General features: G+C 39.9%; 17 protein-coding genes and 1 other annotated feature. Of the genes, 3 read left to right on the top strand and 14 right to left on the bottom strand.

Going from position 1 to position 21886, the window contains the following annotated elements; genetic code table 11:
* Nucleotides 1–14 precede the first annotated feature (14 nt).
* The 3 genes from IGL80_RS02020 to IGL80_RS02010 form a co-directional block, all read right to left on the bottom strand.
* A complete protein-coding gene (locus IGL80_RS02020) occupies nt 15–791 on the bottom strand; it encodes a Cof-type HAD-IIB family hydrolase (protein ID WP_002359072.1) in 777 nt (258 codons plus the stop codon).
* 9 nt (nt 792–800) lie between these two features.
* Nucleotides 801–1454 (bottom strand): DNA alkylation repair protein, encoded by a 654-nt coding sequence (locus tag IGL80_RS02015; protein ID WP_002359071.1) that lies wholly within the window; start codon nt 1452–1454, stop codon nt 801–803.
* Between the two features lie 71 nt (nt 1455–1525).
* Complete coding sequence (locus tag IGL80_RS02010; RefSeq protein ID WP_002365340.1) at nt 1526–2329, bottom strand: formate/nitrite transporter family protein; 804 nt, start codon at nt 2327–2329, stop codon at nt 1526–1528.
* A gap of 323 nt (nt 2330–2652) precedes the next feature.
* Here IGL80_RS02010 and rpsD point away from each other — a divergent pair, with 323 nt between their 5' ends.
* The 3 genes from rpsD to lepB all read left to right on the top strand — a co-directional run bounded on the left by rpsD (nt 2653) and on the right by lepB (nt 4569).
* Entirely contained in the window at nt 2653–3264 is a 612-nt protein-coding gene (rpsD, locus tag IGL80_RS02005) for a 30S ribosomal protein S4 (RefSeq protein WP_002365342.1), read from the top strand.
* A 158-nt stretch (nt 3265–3422) separates the two neighbouring features.
* Nucleotides 3423–3971, top strand: a complete 549-nt coding sequence (locus IGL80_RS02000; RefSeq protein WP_002354975.1) for a biotin transporter BioY — start codon at nt 3423–3425, stop codon at nt 3969–3971.
* A 61-nt stretch (nt 3972–4032) separates the two neighbouring features.
* A complete protein-coding gene (gene lepB / locus IGL80_RS01995) occupies nt 4033–4569 on the top strand; it encodes a signal peptidase I (protein ID WP_010707024.1) in 537 nt (178 codons plus the stop codon).
* A gap of 54 nt (nt 4570–4623) precedes the next feature.
* On the opposite strand, the gene IGL80_RS01990 is transcribed toward lepB, so the two are convergent.
* The 11 genes from IGL80_RS01990 to IGL80_RS01940 form a co-directional block, all read right to left on the bottom strand.
* Complete coding sequence (locus IGL80_RS01990; RefSeq protein WP_010708382.1) at nt 4624–8478, bottom strand: WxL domain-containing protein; 3855 nt, start codon at nt 8476–8478, stop codon at nt 4624–4626.
* Nucleotides 8479–8835: 357 nt separating this feature from the next.
* A complete protein-coding gene (locus IGL80_RS01985; RefSeq protein WP_010784350.1) occupies nt 8836–12732 on the bottom strand; it encodes a WxL domain-containing protein in 3897 nt (1298 codons plus the stop codon).
* Nucleotides 12719–13081: an LPXTG cell wall anchor domain-containing protein gene (locus IGL80_RS01980; RefSeq protein WP_002404799.1), complete on the bottom strand. Its 363-nt coding sequence runs from the start codon at nt 13079–13081 to the stop codon at nt 12719–12721. The genes IGL80_RS01985 and IGL80_RS01980 overlap by 14 nt, the downstream gene beginning before the upstream one ends.
* Nucleotides 13082–13446: 365 nt before the next feature.
* Nucleotides 13447–14058 carry a YktB family protein gene (locus tag IGL80_RS01975; RefSeq protein ID WP_002359064.1) on the bottom strand — a complete coding sequence of 204 codons (612 nt, stop codon included), beginning with the start codon at nt 14056–14058 and terminating at the stop codon, nt 13447–13449.
* A 34-nt stretch (nt 14059–14092) separates the two neighbouring features.
* On the bottom strand, nt 14093–14650 hold the full coding sequence (locus tag IGL80_RS01970; protein WP_002404797.1) for a GNAT family N-acetyltransferase: 558 nt from the start codon (nt 14648–14650) through the stop codon (nt 14093–14095).
* 84 nt (nt 14651–14734) lie between these two features.
* Entirely contained in the window at nt 14735–15955 is a 1221-nt protein-coding gene (gene pepT, locus IGL80_RS01965) for a peptidase T (RefSeq protein ID WP_002359062.1), read from the bottom strand.
* Nucleotides 15956–15976: 21 nt separating this feature from the next.
* Nucleotides 15977–17620, bottom strand: coding sequence for a peptide ABC transporter substrate-binding protein (locus tag IGL80_RS01960; protein WP_002359061.1), 1644 nt, complete (start codon nt 17618–17620; stop codon nt 15977–15979).
* A 49-nt stretch (nt 17621–17669) separates the two neighbouring features.
* Nucleotides 17670–17915 (bottom strand) — a binding site (T-box leader).
* A gap of 147 nt (nt 17916–18062) precedes the next feature.
* Nucleotides 18063–19016: a siderophore ABC transporter substrate-binding protein gene (locus IGL80_RS01955; protein WP_002359060.1), complete on the bottom strand. Its 954-nt coding sequence runs from the start codon at nt 19014–19016 to the stop codon at nt 18063–18065.
* 38 nt (nt 19017–19054) lie between these two features.
* Entirely contained in the window at nt 19055–19810 is a 756-nt protein-coding gene (locus IGL80_RS01950) for an ABC transporter ATP-binding protein (protein ID WP_002354962.1), read from the bottom strand.
* Nucleotides 19807–20772 carry an iron chelate uptake ABC transporter family permease subunit gene (locus IGL80_RS01945; RefSeq protein WP_002371665.1) on the bottom strand — a complete coding sequence of 322 codons (966 nt, stop codon included), beginning with the start codon at nt 20770–20772 and terminating at the stop codon, nt 19807–19809. The genes IGL80_RS01950 and IGL80_RS01945 overlap by 4 nt, the downstream gene beginning before the upstream one ends.
* A complete protein-coding gene (locus tag IGL80_RS01940) occupies nt 20769–21716 on the bottom strand; it encodes an ABC transporter permease (protein WP_002359058.1) in 948 nt (315 codons plus the stop codon). Before IGL80_RS01940 ends, IGL80_RS01945 begins: the two co-directional genes overlap by 4 nt.
* Between the last annotated feature and the right edge of the window lie 170 nt (nt 21717–21886).

Raw genomic sequence — 21886 nt, 5'->3', positions numbered from 1 at the left:
ACGGCGCAGTTTTTTTAAATGGCCTTCATTTCTTTTAAGGCTTTCCAAATGCCATCATTATCATTGGTATCTGTGACCATTGTGGCCACTTCTTGAATGGAAGGACTCGCGTTGCCCATTGCGACGCCAATCCCTGCATGGCTTAGCATTTCTCGGTCATTTTCGCCGTCCCCAAAGGCAATGATATTTTTTGCATCAATGCCCACACGTTTGGCTAAATACGTTAACGTAGCTGATTTTGAGCCATCTTTAGGCACAACATCTACGCTATGTTGATGCCAGCGAATAAAGCGAAATTCTGGGTATTCTTCTTCAAACGTACACTGATCTTCTGCGTCATAAAAAGCCAGCGCTTGGTAAATATCATTTTGACGATAAAAGTGTTCATCATAAGCAGGTGAATGAAAATGAAAAGAGTTCATCGCAATTTCCATTTTTTCAGCACGGTGCTGGTTGCTCTTCTTAATATCATCTAAGCCCACACAAGCAAATCCTAAGCCGCGTTGATCACTGTCTTGTGCCAAACGTTCCAACGCTTCAGCGTGCAATAAATTTTGATAATATTGCTCATGATCCACAAAAGCCGCGGCGCCATTACATAATACGTAATTGGTAAAATCTAAATCCCAAATCACCTCTTGCGCCATATAACGACTTCTGCCAGTTGCCAGCGTAACTAAGTGTCCTTGCTCCCGCAATTGTGCTAGCGCTTCTCTCGTGCTATCCAATGCTTTCTTCTCCGAATTTAACAACGTCCCATCAATATCAAATGCAAAAAGTTTTCTTTCCATCATTTCTCCTTATTCGCTCGCTTTCGCTAAATATTTACTGCCTTCTCGTTGTGCTAAAGGACTCAACACTAATTCTTTCATCAATTCCTCGACCCATTGCGGATTCGTTTTACTATATTGGCGTAATGACCAGCCAATCGCTTTTTGAATGAAGAACTCCTCTGTAGTTCTATCATAAATAATCGCCTTTTTCAACAGGTCCTGATTGGTCTTTTCTTTCAACATCAACTGTAAATTCAGCGCAACACGCCGATTCCAGAAATTTTCAGCGCCATAAAAAAGGGCAAAAATCGTTGGCAATTCAGTCAGATGCAACGCCACCCACGACCCAAAAAATTTTCGCCAAGCATCCACACTATCCCACCATGCTTTTTGTGGAACATAGGCTTTAAACGCTACGACCTCTTCTAATGAAAATCTCCGAACATTTTGAAGAGCTAAATCAATAGCGACATACTGATATTCTCGTTCTGTTTTTTGATAATAAGCCTCAATCTCTTGGCATAATTTTTCCTTTGTCCACGTATGACTTTCTTTTAAAAGTTGTTTACTTAACGCTTGACGTTCTGGGGCGGGGATGCCTGCAAAAACAAATTGGTGTTTCATATAAGCAGACATTTTTGCTGCTTTTTCTGGGTTCTTCTGAAATTGAAGTGTGTCCATTCCTTCGCTCCTTATAATAAAAAAACTATACTAAAACAGTGTACCATGTTTTAGTATAGTTGGTTGGTCAATTAATCAAAATACGTTAAGTTTTTGTTGTCTTTATCTAACCAGGCATAGCCGAGACCCATAATTAAGCCACCACCGATAAAGTTACCGATAAAGGCCCAGAACAGATTATGAACAACATTACCAGCTGTGAAAGCTTCAATTGCGCCGTTCGAAGCAAAGTAAGCTAAACTGAAGGCTGGGAAGTTGGCAATCACGTGTTCAAAACCAAGGAACGCAAAGATAAAGATAATGAAAATAATGGCCGCGACTTTGCCGGCGTCATCTTTCATTCGCATACTCACTAATACGGCTGTATTAACTACAATATTGGCGAACATAGCTTCAACTAAAATCTGTAGGGTGGTTTTTTCTAATTTTCCAGCAATCGATGTAAAGAAGAAACTATCTTTTGGCAAATCTTGGAACGGCACCGTAAGTGATACCAAGAAACCAAACAAGACGCCACCAATTAAATTGAATAAGATACAGGTAAATAAAATTTTTGCAGCTAAGGAAAAGTTGACTTTTTTACGATAGACCCCAACAGTCATGTACAACATATTCGAGGTACCAAGTTCGGCATTCATATATAAAATCATCACAAGTGACCAACTGAACATGAAGGCGTAAAGCATTTTCCCTAAACCATGAGAAATTCCTTCTCCTTTAATTGCGATTGCAAAAGCAACGGCTGTTCCCAACGTTAAAAATAGACAAGCAAGCATTGCACGAACAGCGTAGCGGGAAAAGCTGTTTGAGAATAAATTCACTTTCTTGTCGATGGATTTATCAATTTGTTCAAACAATGGTGAACCAGACTTCATTGTAAACTCCCTTTCATTCCGTTTTCAACTTATATTTTCAAAACATCTCCCCTTATTCTAATGAGGAAAAGTGTTTTTGTCTACCTTTTTTTCATATTTCACTTTAAAACCTTGACGTTTCCTATCCTATTAAGTATACTAGATTTTGTGTAAAATAATTGCAGCAGAAGAATAATAACTCGTCAACAGTTCATTGCCAAACTTGGTTCAACTGCGTAACCGCGGCTGCAAAGGCGAAGGTTGAAGAATGAACTGAACGAATATGAATTTTTCATCTAATTATTTTACTCCAAAAAAACATTTATTTATTGGAGGAATTTTTAATGTCTCGTTATACTGGACCATCATGGAAAGTATCTCGTCGTCTAGGTATCTCTTTATCAGGTACTGGTAAAGAACTAGCTCGTCGCCCTTACAAACCAGGACAACACGGACCTAACAGCCGTGGTAAAGTTTCTGAATACGGAATGCAATTAACTGAAAAACAAAAATTACGTCATATGTATGGCATGAACGAACGTCAATTCCGTACGTTGTTCATTAAAGCAAGCAAAATCAAAGAAGGTAAACACGGTGTTAACTTCATGGTTTTACTAGAACAACGCTTAGATAACGTTGTTTACCGTTTAGGTCTTGCAACTACTCGTCGTCAAGCACGTCAATTAGTTAACCATGGCCACATCACTGTAGACGGCAAACGTGTTGATATTCCATCATACCACGTTGAAGTTGGTCAAGTGATCGGTGTTCGTGAAAAATCTCAAAACATCTCAACAATTAAAGAAGCGGTTGAAGCAACTGTTGGACGTCCAGCATTCGTAAGCTTTGACACTGAAAAATTAGAAGGTAGCTTCACTCGTTTACCAGAACGTGATGAACTTTACCCAGAAATCGACGAAGCACTTGTCGTTGAATACTACAACCAAAAACTTTAAGATTTCAAAAGGTCGAACTACGGTTCTTACCTTCTTTCAAAACCTTGCCTTTCTTGGCAAGGTTTTTTTCTTTGCCCTCTTTACAAAATGGTTCACTTCCGCTAAACTATTGTTAACCAAATAAAACAATTGGTTAACAATAGAAAGTGAGGCTTCTTATGAATAAAGCATCGTTACGCTCTTTAATTTTAGCAGCAGAATTCGCTGTGATTATTGCTGTACTTTCACAATTTACAATTCCATTGGGGATTGTCCCACTAACCGGGCAAACATTTGCCATCGGCTTAACCGCTACCGTTTTGGGCAAGCGAACGGGGACCTACGCTATTTTAATTTACTTCTTATTAGGATTAATTGGTTTACCCGTTTACGCTGGGATGTCTAGCGGGTTCGGTGTACTCTTTGGACCAACTGGCGGCTATTTAATCGGCTTTATCTTTAACGGCTTATTAACTGGTTATATTTTAGAAAAAACAACCTTTAACTATACTTGGGCCATCATCGCAAATATTGCCGGTGCCTTAGTTACCTTAGTTTTCGGCATGATTTGGTTGAAATATTCCGCAAATCTGCCGTGGCCAAACGCTTTCGCTGGCGGGTTTGCTCCGTTTATTATTCCTGGTATCATCAAGGCTGTCGCAGCTGCTTATGTTGGTATTTTAATTCGCCAACGCTTTATGAAACGTTTTTTAGCACACCTTTCTTAAGGGGAAAACTTTTTTCTTTTCCTTGTCTGTAGTACACTAAAAGGACAAAGGAGTGAAGTCCATGTCCTCATTATTAAAACGATTGGTTCAGTTGGTTTTGTTAGTCGGCGCTGTCTTGCTGATTCGACACTATGTTTTCTCCCCTGCTGCGGTGAACGGCTCTTCAATGGAACCAACACTTCATAACAACGACCGTTTATGGGTGACCTCGATTAAAAAGCCACAGCGCTTTGATATTATCGCTTTTCCCAGTCCTCGCAACGGCCAACGAGTAGCCAAACGTTTAATTGGTTTACCTGGCGAAACAGTCGAGTATCGCGATGATACCCTTTATATTAATGGTGTATCACTCAGTGAAGATTACTTAGCAAGTGCTAAACGAAATGTCTCTAAAAATGAAAATTATACCCAAGATTTTACGCTAGAGACCTTAGAAGCCACCCAATCCCTGACCGTTCCAGAAGGCATGTATTTTGTCTTGGGGGATAATCGCCCGCGCTCAGATGACAGTCGTTACTTTGGCTTTGTTAAACAAGCGAGCGTGGAAGGTGTTTTGACTTTTCGTTATTATCCATTAGATAAAATTGGCTTTCCATAAAATAGTAAACCGCCCTCAAAAAGTTAGACTTTTTGAGGGCGGTTTACTATTTTTTTAAGGTCCAGTGACTAAGTTCCACGTCACCGTTCCTTGATATTTCTCATTTATTTTCCCTTGATTGGCAGGGACTTCTAATTTCACATTGGCAAAATCAAAATCTAATTGATAGACATCATTACCTGTAAATTGGTTATTAAGAATTACTGGTGTAGATGTACCGTCACTCGTCAAAGTTAAGGCTTTCGTAACCCCAACTTTATTTGTTAACTCTGTGACTTGATTATAGTTTTCGATTGCTATAACATCCGCACTTCCTAATAATAAACGCGTACTAGTTGGCAAACTATCAGCTGATGCTGTTAACTGTGACAATTGTGCTGTTAACTGCCAATTAGGTTGGCTTGTCTTTATTCGTAGATATGGATTACGTGTGCCGTTGCCATAGTAATCAGCTGCTTTTTTCAGTCCGTACTGCTTAGTGCTACTGTTAATCGTAATTTTCCCAAAATCAAACGTTGGTGTACTAATGAAACCTTCTTCTACTGGTGTTGGCGTAATCGTTTGATCTTCTCCTTGAATACGTACAAAGTTACTAGCTGTCATTTCTGCGGTTAAAAGTTGTCTTGGTTCTCCCGTGATTTTCGCTGTACCCACTGTCACTAAGGCTTCACCGTTCACAGGAATCTCTATATCCAAATTAACCCCTGCTTGCCATTGTTCTGCCGTCACTGGAATAATTTTATTTGGTGTATTACCAATGCGAACAGCTAATTGTGTCGGTACCGAAATACCTGCCGCCCATTTGGCAGTTGGGGCTAGTTTAACGTTGGTCAATGGAACTTCACTGGTGTTTTTTAGTCTAACTGTCCAAACCATAGAAGCTTCATTTGGGATCACTTCTAGTAACCGACTAACCGTCATTTCTGCTGTTGGCTGGACTTCCTCATAGACTGCTGTCATGTCGTCTTTATCGTCGTAAGTCACATCGTAACTTGGTGTTTTAGTCGTTGTCAAGGTACCTGGTTTGGTTTTACCTTTGTACCAGCCTCTGAACTTATAGAATTTGTCTCCTGTTGTATAAGTGTCTGGTAAGGCTTTCGTACTAGCGTAAGTGAAATTATCACTATCAATCACTGTTTGTTTCCCTTGCGCGAAGCCTGTTGGCGGTGTAATTTTAGCGCCGCTTGGATCCACAAAGTTTTCAGTGACTCGGCGATTTTCTAAATAATAGTAGATTGTTCCCTCTGGAGAAGCTAGGTTATAGTTTTTTCCGACTGTCCCTGAATAAATTCCCATAGCATACAACGTGTTATTCGGGTCCCATGTCCAAAAAGCTCGTCTGGTTCTAAAAAAAGTTCCAGCGTCAGTTAATTTGAAGGCTTCTGCTCCGTCAGCTTGAGAAACAACCGTATATGGCGCTTCTATATTTTTCCGGACCTCTTTGCTCATAGGATACTTTGTTTTGTCTCCCATATAAGTAGCTAGCGGTGTAATCGACATTGTCTTATATTGTTTAGGAATCGTATGATTAACAGACCTTGCACCGTATGTCTTAAGCTTCTCTATCGGGAAATCATATGACTTGCCAGGAATCGATAATTTTTTTAATTTACTCATCACTTCATCAGTTCCTTGGATTTTCCCTAATACTGTTGATTCAGTTTCGTCACTTTCACCTAATTCGGCTTCTACAGAAAAGCCTGCTGTATTCAATAGGTTACCTGCCTCATCAACATAACCAAAGTACACATCTTTGGCTGGTAAATTATACGTTTTCATCACGACTTCTTCATAGACTACCGTCAAATCATCATCATCATTATAAGTGACTGGATAACTGGGAGCTTTGGTCGTCGTCAAGGTGTCTGGTTTGTTTTTACCTTTGTACCAGCCTTTGAACTGATAGGTTTTCGTGCCGACTTTATAGGTATCTGGCAAATCTCCGCTTTGCTTAAAGGTGTACGAATCACTAGTAATTACTGTTTTTTTCCCTTGAGTGAAACCCGACGGTGCGGTGATTTTAGTACCATTGGTATCTACGAAGTTTTCCGTAACACGACGATTTTCTAGGTAAAGATACATCCGTGCATTTTCATCTAGCGTATAGATAATCGGTTCTACTCCTTTACCAGTGCTAGTAGCACTTAGTAGTGTCGCAAGCCTAACATTTGCAGGCATTGATGACCAGTATATACCGCTCATCGTAAACTTTTGTGGATCTGTTGTCGGGTCAAGACCAATTCGCCATCCAGTTGTATCGATGTCACTTTTGACGCCACTTCTTAAACTAAGACGATACGTTTCTGGAATAGGATAGGCTGTACCTGTATAATTAGGGCCAGGTTGATACGTTACGGTTTTATACATTTTGGGCAACGTAAAGGTTGCATTGCGAACTCCATATTGCAACTGTGTAGGTCTTTCTGTATCGAAAGCCCGACCTGGTATAGTGATTTCTTTTACTGCGCTATTATTGTTAGTCGGAACTGGGCCAATTGGCGTTACTTTGCCATCCGCAACCTCAACTAATTCTCCAGTAAAGCCATAACGATCAGCAAATGTCAGACCTCCTGTTTCATTGATAAATAGGACACGATACATGCGATCAGGCAAAGTCACTGGATTCTGAATCGCCTCATACATCACTGTCAAATCGTCATTCCCATCATAGGTCACCGCATAGCTTGGCGCTTTAGTCGTGGTCAAGGTACTTGGCTTGGTTTTGCCTTTGTACCAGCCTTTGAACTGATAGGTTTTGCCGTCTGCTTGATACGTGTTTGGCAAAGTACCGCTTTGTTTGAAGGTGAAGTCATTGCTGGTCATTGGTGTTTTCTTGTTTTGGGTAAAACCTGTTGGCGGTGTAATGGCTACGCCGTTAGCATCAACGAACTTTTCGGTGACTTGTTTACGGGTGACTTTGTAAACCATTTTTGATTTGATTGTATTTGTCCCATCAAATCCACGTAATATAATAGAGTCATATCCTTGAGCTACCCAATCAGGATAGCCACCACTGGTTATCGACAAGCTATTTGGCTGTATGATTTCAAAAGAATCCAATGTATTTTTTTGGAAGGTCCTATCCTTATTTGTTTCACTTATTGGCGTTACTCTTCCTTCCTCAATACTATCGTCAAAAATACCTGTCGTTGTATTAAATCCTTTGTATATATACAAATACCAGTAACTATCTGCTGTAGCATCATATTCAATGCTCTCCACAAATTTCAATGACGTCGTAATAGTTAACTTGTCTAAAGTAAACGTTACTCGATACTTGGTACCAGGAGTTGTTCCACCAGCACCATATTTTTCTATGAATTGCGGAGTCAAGGGAAGCCCCGCACGATTATTGATACTTAAAATATAGGAACCCGTACCATTTGCCTGACCGTATAGTTTATCATAAGGTGCAGGTAAAGCAGATAGTGGCCCATCTGCGCCCCCACTTCGTGCTAGATAATTTCCCGAAAAACCTAAGGGTGTTGTAAACGGCGCACCAGTTTCATCTACAAAATCATACTGAACTTTCGGATAAACAACTGTTTTTAAGGGGATTCCTCTCGACTCAATTTTGGGTGAATTTGCCTCTGAGGAGGATGTCGGAGCCTCGGTTGATTGCACAGTTGCTCCTTGATTGTCCTCTTCTGAAGTATCCTGTAATGTAGTATCCATTTCGTTATGTACTTGTTGATTCTTGGTCTCTATTGCCTGTTCGGTTTGTTCTGTTGCTACTTTTTTCTCTGTTTCTGTTGTTTCTGTACTTGTTACTGGTTTAGCTGTTTCTTCTGTCTGGTTACTTTCTTTCGGCACAGTTTCTGCAACAGCTGTGACTCCCGTGAATGAATTCACTAATAACGAGCAACATAATCCAAATGTTGCTAAGTGTTTAAATTTAATCTGTTTCATGTTGCTCCTTCTTTCTATGTACCATTCCCGCCAAGCCCAATTAAGGCTCTTCTCCTTTTTATGTATTGGTTTATTGTTCATTGGTATATGTACATCTTTTAATTTTCTCCATTATTCTATCAAAAAAAGGCGGACTTGAAATTTCAAATTTTGCTACAGACAAGTGACTTTTCCGACGATTCCTATTATACCAAGGCGGAAGAGCACTTTTTCACTAGAAAAATGCGCGAAAATCAAGAAAATCTGCCATTTCGCTACTGATTCTCAGTTAAATTCCTTAATCTTTATAAATAAAAGCTCAAAATGTTAGTGTTTAATACTAACATTTTGAGCTTTTCTCATGATTTTTTTACTATTTTAAGGACCTGTCACTAAGTTCCACGTAATTGCGGCTTGGTATTGTTGCCCTTTGACCCCTTGATTGGCTGGCACTTCAAGTTTGACATTGTTGAAGGTGAAGTCCAACTGATAGATATTACTCCCAGTGAATTGCTGGTTGGCAATAATCCTAGTGGCCGTGTTGTTGGCATTCAAACTAATGGCACTCGTAGTACCGACCGCATTTTTCAACTCGGTAGGTTGGTTGTAATTTGAGAAACTCGAAACAGGCGCCGCCCCTAATAATAAGCGGGTCGTTGTCGGCAGGCTGTCTGTCGCTGATTTTGGTTGCGACAGTTGCGCCGTTAAGCTCCAATTCGCTTGGGTTTTCTTGATCCGCAGATAGGGATTGCGTGTGCCGTTGCCATAATAATCAGCGGCTTTTTTCAAGCTGTGCTGTTGCGTGCTTCCCGCTACCCCAACTTGACCAAAATTGAAGGTTGGAACACTAATGAAGCCTTCAGCCGTTGGTGTCACAATTGCTTGATCATTGTCCTTCACACGTACGGTGGCCGAAGCAGAGACACCACTGTAATTCCCACTGGTGGTAATCCCAGCGCGCAAGACTTGCCCCGCTGTCCCCGTCGCTTTCGTAGTGAACTGAACCGTGGCAGATTTTCCTACGGGAATGTCAGTGCCTAAGCTAACACCATTGGTCCACGTAGTCGCTGTGACGGGAACTGTTTTCGCGGTTCCGCCAGCTGGCGTGACAATCATGGCGGTTGGTGCTGCTAAACCGGTTGTCCAAGCGGTTGATTTCTTGATGGTCGCCGTGGTTAGTGGTGCTTGGCTTGTATTGGTAATTGTGGCGCGCCAGGTGACATTGCCGCCGCTAGTCACGGTTTCAGCGGTAGTGCGCGTTAAAGCGACACTTGCTTTGGGCACTTCTTCCTTATAAATCGCCGTCATGTCGTCATTGCCATCAAAAGTTGTGTTATATGTTGGCGTAGTGCTGGTTGTTAAAGTATTAGGCTTGGTTTTACCTTTGTACCAGCCTTGGAAAATATAGGTCTTGCCACCTGCGGTATAAGTTGCTGGCAAGGCTTTTGCGGCTGTGTACTTGAAGGTGTTGCTAGTCATGGGAATTTGATTCCCTTGCGTGAAACCTGTTGGCGGCTTGATTTTAGTGCCGTTGGTGTCCACGAAGTTTTCGGTGACTTTGCGGTTGGTTAGATAGTAGTAAATTGGTTTATCTAACATATGATATAATCCTTTGTTAACTGAGGTAGCCGGATCATAAACGATTTCTCGTAAATTATAAGGCACCTGAACGTCTGCTGGTGCAGCTGCCGTTGTTTGATTAAAGATAAAAGATTGATTATTACTTTTCTTTAATTGAAACAATTGAGGTCTGTTACTTAACGGAGTTGTAGAAGTATTAACTTTTATAGTCGGAAATGGATACGCTGTATCAAAGGTACCATTCTTATTATAAACACTTATATTTTCATAATACTTGGGTATTTTGAATGTTAAGTTAGCGGCACTATATTGTGAATGTCGCCCATTCATTATTTCTAAAGAATGGCTAGGATAAACAATCTCTTTCAAATTATTTTTTGTTAGTGCGACTTGCCCTTTTTCAATATTAGTTGTTTTCCAACCATCGACAGATGATAACAGTTCTCCATGCCAATTATCATACGTCAAATCAATCGTTGAAGCATCTACTCGTTTGCCAGACTCGTCTACGAACCCGAATTGATAGGTCAGCGCTGGGAAGTCAAAAAACTCAATCTCCTCATACACCACCGTCAAATCATCATTGTTATAAGTCACCGCATAGCTTGGTGCTTTAGTCGTGGTCAAGGTGTTTGGCTTGGTTTTGCCTTTGTACCAACCTTTGAACTTGTAGGTTTTGCCACCTGTTGTGTAGGTGTCAGGTAAGGTACCAGCTTGTTTGAACGTATAGTTATTGCTAGTCATTGGTGTTTTTTTGTTTTGCGTGAAACCTGTTGGCGGTGTAATGGCTACGCCGTTGGTGTCCACGAAGTTTTCGGTGACTTGTTTACGGGTGACTTTGTAGTTCATCGTATGTTTGTAATTAGTAGTCCCATCAAAGCCCATCAAAGTTACATTTCTTTGATTAGGCTGATCTTTCCCACCTATTCTTAACAAACGCGGTATTGTGGAAGCAGATCCATTAGCTCCAAAAATAGCATTAATAGAAAATCTCTGATTAGTATTTTTGATAAAAGCTCTTTCTAAAGGATGTAAAATATTAGGGAAATCAATCAAGATTGGGTCTATACCAACATATCCGACTAGATAATCAGTAGCTGGCAATGACGTATTCATCACTTCAATTTTATCTACATATTTCAACTCATTGGTGATTGTTAAATCATGTAACCCGTATTCACGCTTATCGTAGACATCCCCTGTTACATTTCCGTCATAAGTAGCCGAAATTGGAATACGTGACTGTGTTTCAATCTTATATTTATTGGATTGACTAGGATCTTTTGAACCAATCATCGGATACAGATTTCCTGTTGTTTCAAATATATTGACAGTTTTTTTTCTTAAAAACTGTGTATAATTTCCTGAAAATGTCAAAGGATTAGTAAAAGCTTTCCCTTGTTCATCGACAAATTCAGCATAGAAACCTGGATAAACCCATGTATCTCGTGGAACGACTTCCTCATACACCACATTCAAATCATCATTATCATCATAAGTCACCGCATAGCTTGGTGCTTTGGTGGTGGTCAAGGTGTTTGGCTTGGTTTTGCCTTTGTACCAGCCTTTGAACTTGTAGGTTTTGCCGTCTGCTTGATAGGTGTCTGGCAAGGTGCCAGCTTGTTTGAAGGTGAAAGCATTGCTGGTCATTGGTGTTTTCTTGTTTTGGGTAAAACCTGTTGGCGGTGTTATGGCTACTCCGTTAGTATCTACGAACTTTTCGGTGACTTGTTTACGTGTGACTTTGTAATTCATTGTTTGGCGATACGTCGATGTGCCGTCAAAGCCCACTAATATTATGTCCCTCCCTGGTGCCGACCCTGTACCATCTGTACTCATCATCGTTAATACGTCATTAATTGATGGAGCCAAAGCTACTGAATTTAGAGAAAAAATATTTGCACTATTTTTAGAAAATGTTCTATCCCTTTGAGTCAAATTGGCACTACCGTAATTACCAAATTGAGGTGTTTCAGATACTTGTTGATCACTGTAATAAGTCCTTCTTATAGTACCGACCGGAGCAACAATACTGTCGACATATTTTAGTGTGTTATCAATCTTTAATTGTTCAATCGCGTATATATTCACAGCGTAACCTACTGGTAAATTTGTGAGAAAATCGTACGGCATAGGAACCGCTGCATTGACAGCTACTCGATATTGACCACCCCCTGCATTAGAAGAAACAATTGGATATCTAGTAGCGTATGGTCGCCACTGACTAGTTGCCGCGTGACGTGCTAATTTATAATACGTCCCTGATAACGTTAAGTTTTCATCAGCGAAAGTTTTTCCTGTTTCATCCGTAAAAGCAAAGGTCATTCTCGGATAAATCACTTGATTATCAGACACCCAACGTGGAGAAATATTCTTTTGTCGGTCACTCTCACTACTCTTTTCTGCAGGTTGTTCTGTGGTATCTGTTCTCACCTCTGGCGTTTCCGTTGGTACTTCTGCTTCGGCTTGTTCCTCCGCTTCCTTCGTTTCTGCTTCCCGACTCGTTTCAGTCGTTTCTTGACTGCTTTCCGTACTTTCTGGCGTTGCGCTACTTGCTGATGTTGCTTCCTTAGCGCTACTTGCTACTGTCGGACTACTTTCTTCCGCAACTGCGGTCGCGCCAGAAAAGGCGTTAATCACTAAAGAACTACACAAGCCAATGGTTGCTAATCGTTGCCACTTAGTTTGCTTCATGTCGTCCCTTCTTTCTATGTACCATTCCTGCCAAGCCGATTAAGGCTAAGCCGAGAATGCTAAGATTTGCCTGACTCTTGCTCCCTGTACGAGGGAGCTGCGAGCCAGTTGTGGTGGTCTGTGTCGAACCACCACTTCGTTGATCTCCTTGCGGAGGACCAGCTGGTTCCTTGGGATCAGCAGCTGGCGCATCTGTTTTCGGTGGGGGATCTTTTGGAGCGGGTGTTGTCGGATTTTGATAAAATTCAATTCCCACCGAACTAGAACCACCCTCAGATGCTTCAACATTTATAAAAAAACTAGGGGAAAATAGTAAACACGCAATTATTAAATAACGCTTTTTTTTCATTTAAAAACCTCCTTTTAACTCATTCACATTCTTCTATATAAAGAATGCGTAAACAACCTTTTTCATACCTTTATAATAGCAAAGAACTCTTTGTTCAAAACATCATTTTTTTTCATTTGACAACATCTATTCGCGAAAATCCCTTATTAAGCAAGGGTTGCTACTCTTGTTATTTAAACAAAAAAGGCTATCAAAACGTACTTTTCCATAGAAATCAGCCAGTCATCCCTTAATTTTTTTCAAAAAAACTACAGAAAAGCTCACAATGTTAGTAATTAAAACTAACATTGTGAGCTTTTCTCATTTTTGACGATTGGATAATTCGATAAAATAACACTAAAACACAAAATAACTGTCTGTTTCTCTTATTGGGCAACAGCTAATTGATACAATGGCAGGAGTTGTTGATAGGTTGCCAACATATAAGCTCGTGCTTTTTCAGGGTTTTGCCACAAGTCACTATCTTTGGGAATGATGCGCCCAATTTCAAACTCACCTTTTTTTACATCTCTAAAACGAGTTAAGGCTTTTTCTAAATCCGTTTCTGGCAGCGGAGTAATTTGAGGAACCGTATGATCCAAGGAAACATACGTATCTTCTGGTAATGCTTGGAATAATTGCTGATTCTCTAAAAAGGCTTGCGCAATCTGCTTTTCATTTTTAGGATTATCAATGAATGACAACCACATAAACACATAGTCGCCCCAAATGCCTAATTGAAAATGCGGCTGCATTTTATACCCGCGCTTATTCGGACTAAGTGCTGACCAAGTATTTTCTGGTGGATACACGGTGCGACGGCGATGTTGCGCAATATGGACAAACAACTCCGTTCCTAGTTCAGGCGCTAGTTGTTCGGCAAAATACGTGTCTAATTCTTGAAAAATAGGTTGAATTTGCGCACGGATAACCGCCATTCGTTCATCTAATCCAGCAACTTCAAAGGCTGCGAATTCTTTTTCTGTAAACATCAACATTTCTCTAATTCCTCTCTTAACTTGTCTTCCGCTTCTATTTTTGTCGATTTTGCCATGTTTCCAGTGTCATCCCACGATAAACATCTGTGACAATTTTCCCTTTATTAATTCGAGCATTGGGTAGTGTTCCTTCGTAGGTAAAACCAATTTTCTCCATGACACGACCAGAAGCTGGATTGTCTTGATCATGTAAAGCAAAGATTCTCATGAGTTTCATTTTTGCAAAACCCAGTTCAACTAACGCCGTCGCGGCTTCAGGCATGTAGCCATTGCCCCAAAAGGCACGGTTCAAGACATAGCCTAATTCTCCAATATTATTGGTTTCATTGACCCGCAAATCAATCGTGCCAATCATTTTGCCCGTTTCTTTCACTTCGATCCCATATTTTCCTAAAGGTTCCCCCATAAAAAATTTAGCAATGTTTTGTCTTGTCTCAGCGATTGTTTGATTTTTCAAAAACACATAGCGGACCGTTTCCTCATCTGAAGCATATTCGTACATATCTTCTGCATCGGCTAATGTGACAGGTCTTAAAATCAAGCGTTCGGTTTTGATTCGTTGGTTTTCTGCAAAAATCAATGGATAATTCATGAGCAAAACTCCCTACTTTTCTACATACTTTACCGAAAAACAGCGAAACACGCAAGGAAAATCGGCATTTCCTTGCGTGTTTCTTTAATTAGCGTTTAAGCGAATGATGGCAATGATCGTCTGAACAGCTTTGACCATTGATTCAACGGTAATGAATTCATATTGCCCATGAAAATTCTCGCCACCTGTAAATAGATTAGGCGTGGGAATGCCCATGAAAGAAATCTTAGAACCATCTGTCCCGCCACGAAATGGTGTGATGATTGGTTCAATGTCACAACTTTCCATTGCTTGGACGGCCAATTCTACAGGAGTCCAATCTTTTTCGATGATTTCCTTCATATTATAGTATTGGTCTTGGAAAGTAATTGTTAGTCTGGGTTTATCCGCCAGCGCATTTAAACGTTGGACTTGTTTTTCCAAAAATTGCTTTCTCGCTTGAAAGTTTTCTTGATCATGATCCCGAATGATATAGACAAGTTCTGCTTTTTCAATACTTCCTGTAAATTTATTGAGTAAATAAAATCCTTCATTTCCACGTGTTTGTTCTGGCACTTCCTTTTGCGGTAGTGATTGATCAAGTTGTTCGCCTAATTTAATGGCATTTACTAACGAACCATAGGCCGTTCCCGGATGGACACTGGTTCCCTCAATTGTTATCACAGCTTGGGCAGCGTTAAACGTTTCATACTCGAAATGCCCCACGCGGCCACTGTCAATCGTATACGCAAAAGCGACTGGGAAGTTCGGCGCATCAAATTGATCGGCCCCGCGTCCAATCTCTTCATCTGGACCGAAGGCAAGCCAAACATCGCCCCGCGCTACTTCTGGATGTGCCAAAAAATACTCAACAGCAGCTAAAATCTCGACAATTCCCGCTTTGTCATCTGCTCCTAAAAGTGTGGTTCCGTCTGTAGTAATCAACGTTTCCCCTTGATACTCTTTTAAATTGGGAAATTCAGCAACTGATAAAACGATGCCTTGTTCTTGATTCAAGAGGACATCTTGACCATCATAATTAGTGATGACTTGGGGACGGATGTTTTCTGCTGAAAAATCCGCCGTATCCAGATGTGCAATCAAGCCGATACTCTTCGCTGCAGGTTGGTTACCAGGCAACCGTGCCGTTAAAAAGCCGTTTTGTTCGTTATAATGCACATCGGCCAAGCCTAATTCATGAAGTTCTGTTTCAATCATTTTGGCTAAAACCACTTGACCGACCGTCGTCGGTGTGGTTTGACTGTTGGCATCTGAACGGGTGTTAACTTTCACGTAAGTTAAAAATCGTTCGACTAATTTTTCCATTTTTTACTCCTTCTTCCTGAATCATTCTGTTAAATAAGCATTGCGCAAGTGGAAATAGTCCCCATACAAGTGATAACTAATGCCTTTCAATTTAGGATTGATTAGATAATTTGAGGCACTTTGATACAGCGGTACTTGGGCAGCATCTTGATTCAACAAGATGTCTTCCGCTTCTTTGTATTCTGCAAATTGTTTCTCTGGATTATTGGCATTAATCGTTCGCGCATCTTCTACCAGTTGGTCGTATTTGGCATTATGATAATTGCCATAATTGTAACTTGATTCTCCCGCATATAAGTTAAAGTAAGAGTCTAATTCACTACTGCCGGCAATCCATCCTGAAAGGGACAACTCATAATTTTTTTCACGTCGCGATTGATTCACATTATTACTTGGTTGCGATGAAATGGTAATTTCTAAACCTGGCAGATTTTCTTGCAACTGACTTTGAACATATTCAGCAATTCGTTTTCCTTGATCTGTATCTGCCGCCAGCAAGGAAAGTTTCACTTTTTTACCGACATCCGCTTGGGCTTTCGTCCATTCAGCTTGAGCTTTTTTGACGTCATTTTTCAAATATTCGCCACTGTAAGCTCGGAAATCTTCATCTGTTTCTGGGTTCGCATAAAGTTTACTTGGAATCAATCCGTTGAGGGGTTTTGACCCATCGTTTAAGACACTTTGTGTTAAGGCTTCTTTATCAATTGCTTGGCCAATCGCTTTTCGTAAATGAACATTCGCTAATGGCGTTCCTTCTTTTTTGTTGAAATCTAAGAAGTAGTTGGCCACATCTGGATGACTGACATAGCCTGGATCATCTTGATATTGTTGAACATATTGTCCGTTAATGCGAACTAAGTCTAGTTCATTCGCTTGATATAAATTAATCCCAGTATTATCTTCTTTGATTGTGCTAACCGCAACTTCTTCCAGTTTCACTTGATCCGCATCATAGTATTCTGGATTTTTTTTCAATGTCCAAGTATCTGAAGTCGCATCCCAATTGGCTAGCGTAAATGGCCCACTATAAAGTAAATGTTCACTATCCAAGGCGTAATCTTTGCCTTGCGCTTCGACAAATTTTTGATTTTGTGGCGCTAACCAAGCAATCGAAACGACTGCTAAGAAGGAAGGTTGGGCCTGTTTTAATTCAACAATGAATTCTTTGTCATTAGGGGCTGAAATCCCTAATTCATCGACTGACTTTTCACCGTTGCGTATTTCAAAACTATTTTTAACACTGTCTAGTAAATAGGCATTTGGTCCAATCGTCGCTGGTGTCACCAGTTTTTTCCAAGAATAAACAAAATCTTGGGCCGTGATTGGCTCGCCGTTGCTCCACTTAATCCCCTCCCGCAAGGTAAAGTGGTACTTGCGCCCATCGTCACTAATCTTGACATCTTTAGCTAGAGCTGGCACCGTGGCACTATCATCATCAAACCGATAAAGGCCTTCAAATAAATGTTGTGCCATTGTAAAGGTATTTTTATCTGTTGTTTGTGTTGTATCCAATGTTGAGATTGGTGCAGGTGAACTAATACTGATTTTTTGTTCAGCTGCTAAATTTCCCGAATCTACTTTCTCTGCCGCTTCTTTGGTTCCGCCACATGCGGCTAAAAGAAACCCTGTTGCAATCAAACCTACTACTTTTTTCCCCAATTTCATGTTGTTGCCCCCTCATATTTTTTAAACAAATAAAAAAAGCATTCGTCCTAAAAAGGACGAATGCTTATGCAATCGCGGTACCACCTTTGTTGATCTCTTCGCTAAAAAAGATCCGCTCGTTTCCAGTACAATCATACTGTAGCGCTATAACAGGCGCACCTGAATTGGTTTAAGCGAACGGCTTCAACCAACCTGTTCAAAGGCCATTTTCCCCTTTAACGTCACTACCTCTTCTCACCAAACGAGGCTCTCTGCAAGCTATTTTAAAAAGTACTTTCCTTCTCATCACATTTTGTTCTTTTATTTGTTTCATCAATCATACTGATTTACGGATAGTTTAGCAAACATTTTCGAGGCCGTCAACCACATTTTTAATTTAAAACTTTTTTGTTTTTCATCAAAAAAAGAAAAGAGGTTTCAATCCCTCTTTTCTAAAACAATTTTACTCTAATCCTTTTTTAACATCTTCTATCATCAAATGCATTGATTCTAATCCACCACCGCTTAGATACCAAACATCTGGTTGAAGCATAATGACTTTATCATTTTTACCAGCATCGGTTTTTTGAATCAATTCGTTTGCAGCGACGTTATCTTTTGAATCGTCGCCACCAATTGCTTTGGTGCGATCTACCACAAAGAGAATCCCAGGATTTTTTTCTAAAACATATTCGTAAGAAACACTTTGCCCATGAGTGGAAGCTTCAATCTTATCGTCTGCTGCTTTGAAGCCAAATGTATCATGAATTAAACCGAAACGAGAGCCTTTTCCGTAAGCGGAAAGTTGACCTTCGTTAACTAACACAACAAGCGCATTATTCGCGCTAGCTTCTGCTTGTTTTTTCACGTCAGCAATTTCTTTTTCTAAGCCAGTTATTTTTTCTTTGGCTACCTCTTCTTTATCAAAAATAGTGCCTAACGTTTCGATATTTTGTTTCGTTGATGCCCAAGGATTTTTGGCATCTACAGCTAAGTAAATGGTTGGCGCAATGGCTTTTAATTGTTCTTGATAATCTTGTTGACGACCAGAAATAATAATTAAGTCTGGTTTTAGTTGATTGATTTTTTCTAAATCTGGTTCTTTAATGCCGCCTGCTGATTCAACTTTTTGGTATTTTTTCAAATACGCAGGGATATTTTTGGTTGGCGCACCTACCACGCGGTCACCGACACCTAGTGCGTCCATTGTATCCAAGGAACCATTATCAAAAACAACGACTTTCTGAGGATTTTTGGGAACGGTTAATTGACCATTGGTGTCTTTGACTGTGACTTCCGTTTTAGCTGTTGTTTCTGTTGTTGCAGAATCTGCTGTTTTTTTATTTGTTTGACAAGCACTTAACATTAACAGTCCCATCATTGAAACTGCCATCATTGCTAAAAATTTCTTTTTCATTCTTTTCCTCCAAAAATGTTATTTTTAAATTGCCCGATTTAGTGATAAAGACAAAAGCGTTTTCCTTCAATTTCACAAATCCGGATATTCATTTCATAAAGATCATTTAAAATACTTGTTTGAATAACTTCTTCTGTTGCGCCATGCGCATAGAGCTTTCCGCCTTTCATGGCGACAATTTCATCTGCATAGCTTGCGGCAAAATTAATATCATGTAGAACAATCAGAATCGTTTTTCCTAGTTCATCCACTAAGCGTTTAAGAATCTGCATCATTTGAACCGCATAATTCATGTCGAGGTTATTTAAGGGCTCATCCAATAAAATATAATCGGTATCTTGGGCTAAAATCATGGCAATATACGCCCGTTGTAATTGCCCTCCAGAAAGGGTATCAATGTATTCTTCCGCCATTTCAGTTAAGCCCAATTGTTCCAGTGCTTCTGTTACTTTTTCATGGTCAGCGCTTTTTAAGCGACCTTTGGAATAAGGAAAGCGGCCAAAATTGACTAGTTCTCGCACAGTTAATTTAAGTTGTACACCGTTGGCTTGTTTTAAAAGGGCAATTTTTTGTGAAAAAGCCGATTGCTTCCAGGTTTTTACTTCTTGCTTGTCCAGATAAATTTCCCCGGTATCTTTGGGAATTAAGCGACTCATCATGGCTAGCAGCGTGCTTTTCCCAGCGCCATTTGGTCCAATAAAGGCCGTTAATTTGCCTTCAGAAATAGGTAAATCAATGTCTGAAACGACAAATTTATCGCCATATTTTTTTGATACATCACTCATCTGGATCATGTGCGTTGCTTCCTTTCTGCAATAATTTTCCATATAAAATAAACGCCCCCAACAAATTGAATCACCACACTTAGCGGGGTATTCAAATGAAAGACCTGTTCAACCATCAATTGACCGAACACCAGTAAAAAGACTGCTATTAAACTCCCTGCCACAAACAGTTCTCGGTGGCGATAGGTTTTCATGAATTGATAACTCATATTGGCCACGATAAAACCTAAAAATGTAATCGGTCCCACTAATGCTGTTGATAAGCCGACCAGACTACTGATCAAACACAACAACACTAATTGAAACTGATTCACAGCAATCCCCAAATTCTGTGCTTGATGGTTCCCTAAATGTAAAACGTCTAAACGGTAACTTTCCCGCCAAAGTATCCCACAAATCATGAGTACCGCCACACCAACGAAAACGAGATACTGACTATTGACGTTACCGAAACTGGCAAACAACTTTCCTTGGAGTAAGTCGTATTCGTTAGGATCCATAATCACTTGTAAAAACGTACTAATACTACTGAAAAAAGTACCTAAGATCATGCCAATCATCAATAATAAAAATAAATCGGATTGATTTTTGCGTAATAGAAAATACGATAAACTAGTACTTAAAAACACCATTAAAAAGACGTTCATCAAAAACGACCCAAGACTTACTTGACCTAACGCTTGTGCGCCTCCTAAAAGAAAAAATAACACCGTCTGCACAAAGACATACAAGGAATCCATCCCTAAAATGTTTGGCGTTAGGAAATGATTTTGCGTGACCGTTTGAAAACTAATAGTTGAAAAAGCCGCAGCGATTCCAACAAAAATAAAAGCCAATAACTTTTTGCCTCGTAACGCCAAAGCAAAGGACCAATTGCCATAAGTGTTATAAGTTAAATAACAAAGGCTCACAATTACTACGGCAGCTAAAAGCAAAAGTAATGAAAGCCATTTTTTTAAAGGCCGTTTCATTGTTTGCGCCCCCTTAGTAATAATAAAATGAACAAAATGCTCCCTAATGTTCCGACAACCACGCTGACAGGAATTTCATAGGGGGCAATCAATACTCGTGCTAAAATATCACAGATTAACAAGAACAAACTCCCGCAAATCCCAGTTAACCACAAGGTATTTTTCATATGATCGCCATAACGTAAAGACACGAGATTAGGAATCACAACCCCTAAAAACGGAATATTCCCCACCATCAATAAAACGATGGCACTTGCTAAAGCAACCAGCGTCAAACCTAAAAACTGAATTCGCTGGTAATGGACGCCAAGACTATTTGCAAATGCTTCACCCATACCAACGACAGTGAAATGATAAGCAAATAAATAAATAACAAACCACAAAGGAATCATTAAGAATAACCATTCATAATTCCCTTTCATAACTGTGGAAAAATTTCCTTGTAACCAAGCAGACATATTTTGAACCAATTGGTATTGATAGGCAAAAAATGTGGCAATTGAACCTAGAATGTTACCAAACATCACGCCCACCAAAGGGACCATCACTTGATTCTTACTTGGTAATAATCGAATGAGCGCTAAGAATAACAAGGTCCCGCTTAGCGCAAAAATAAAAGCAATTGCCGTTCGATAGAGAAACGGAGCTGTTGGGAAAAATAACATTGCAACTAAAATACCCAACCTTGCACTATCGGTTGTTCCAGCGACACTAGGAGCGATAAATTTATTTTGTGTGAGTTGCTGCATAATCAATCCAGAAATACTCATCGTACTACCAGCAATGATTAAACTCAACGTGCGGGGAACACGGGTGGTAAATAAAACAAATTGTTGCTGCGCATCTAATTGAAACAACTGAGAAAGTGCAATGTCCTTCACCCCTATCACTAATGACAATAAGCTGAAAAGTAATAGTAGAACAAACAAACCAATCTTTTTCATGAGAAAACTCCATTTTTATTTAATTGAGAATGATTCTCATTCTTAGTTACAGTGTATGAGAAAACCATCACAAATGCAACCACTTTTTTTCCTTTATTAAAAACTTCTTCTCAAGCCGACTGACCAACGACTTATCTAAGATATGCTATAATGGAGGGAAACGTTAGGAA

Origin of the sequence: Enterococcus sp. DIV2467a (assembly GCF_050532945.1) — a bacterium.
Classification (GTDB): Bacteria; Bacillota; Bacilli; order Lactobacillales; family Enterococcaceae; genus Enterococcus; species Enterococcus faecalis.
The sequence above is the reverse complement of the archived record's forward strand: the minus strand, read 5'-3'. Positions and strand labels throughout refer to the sequence as shown.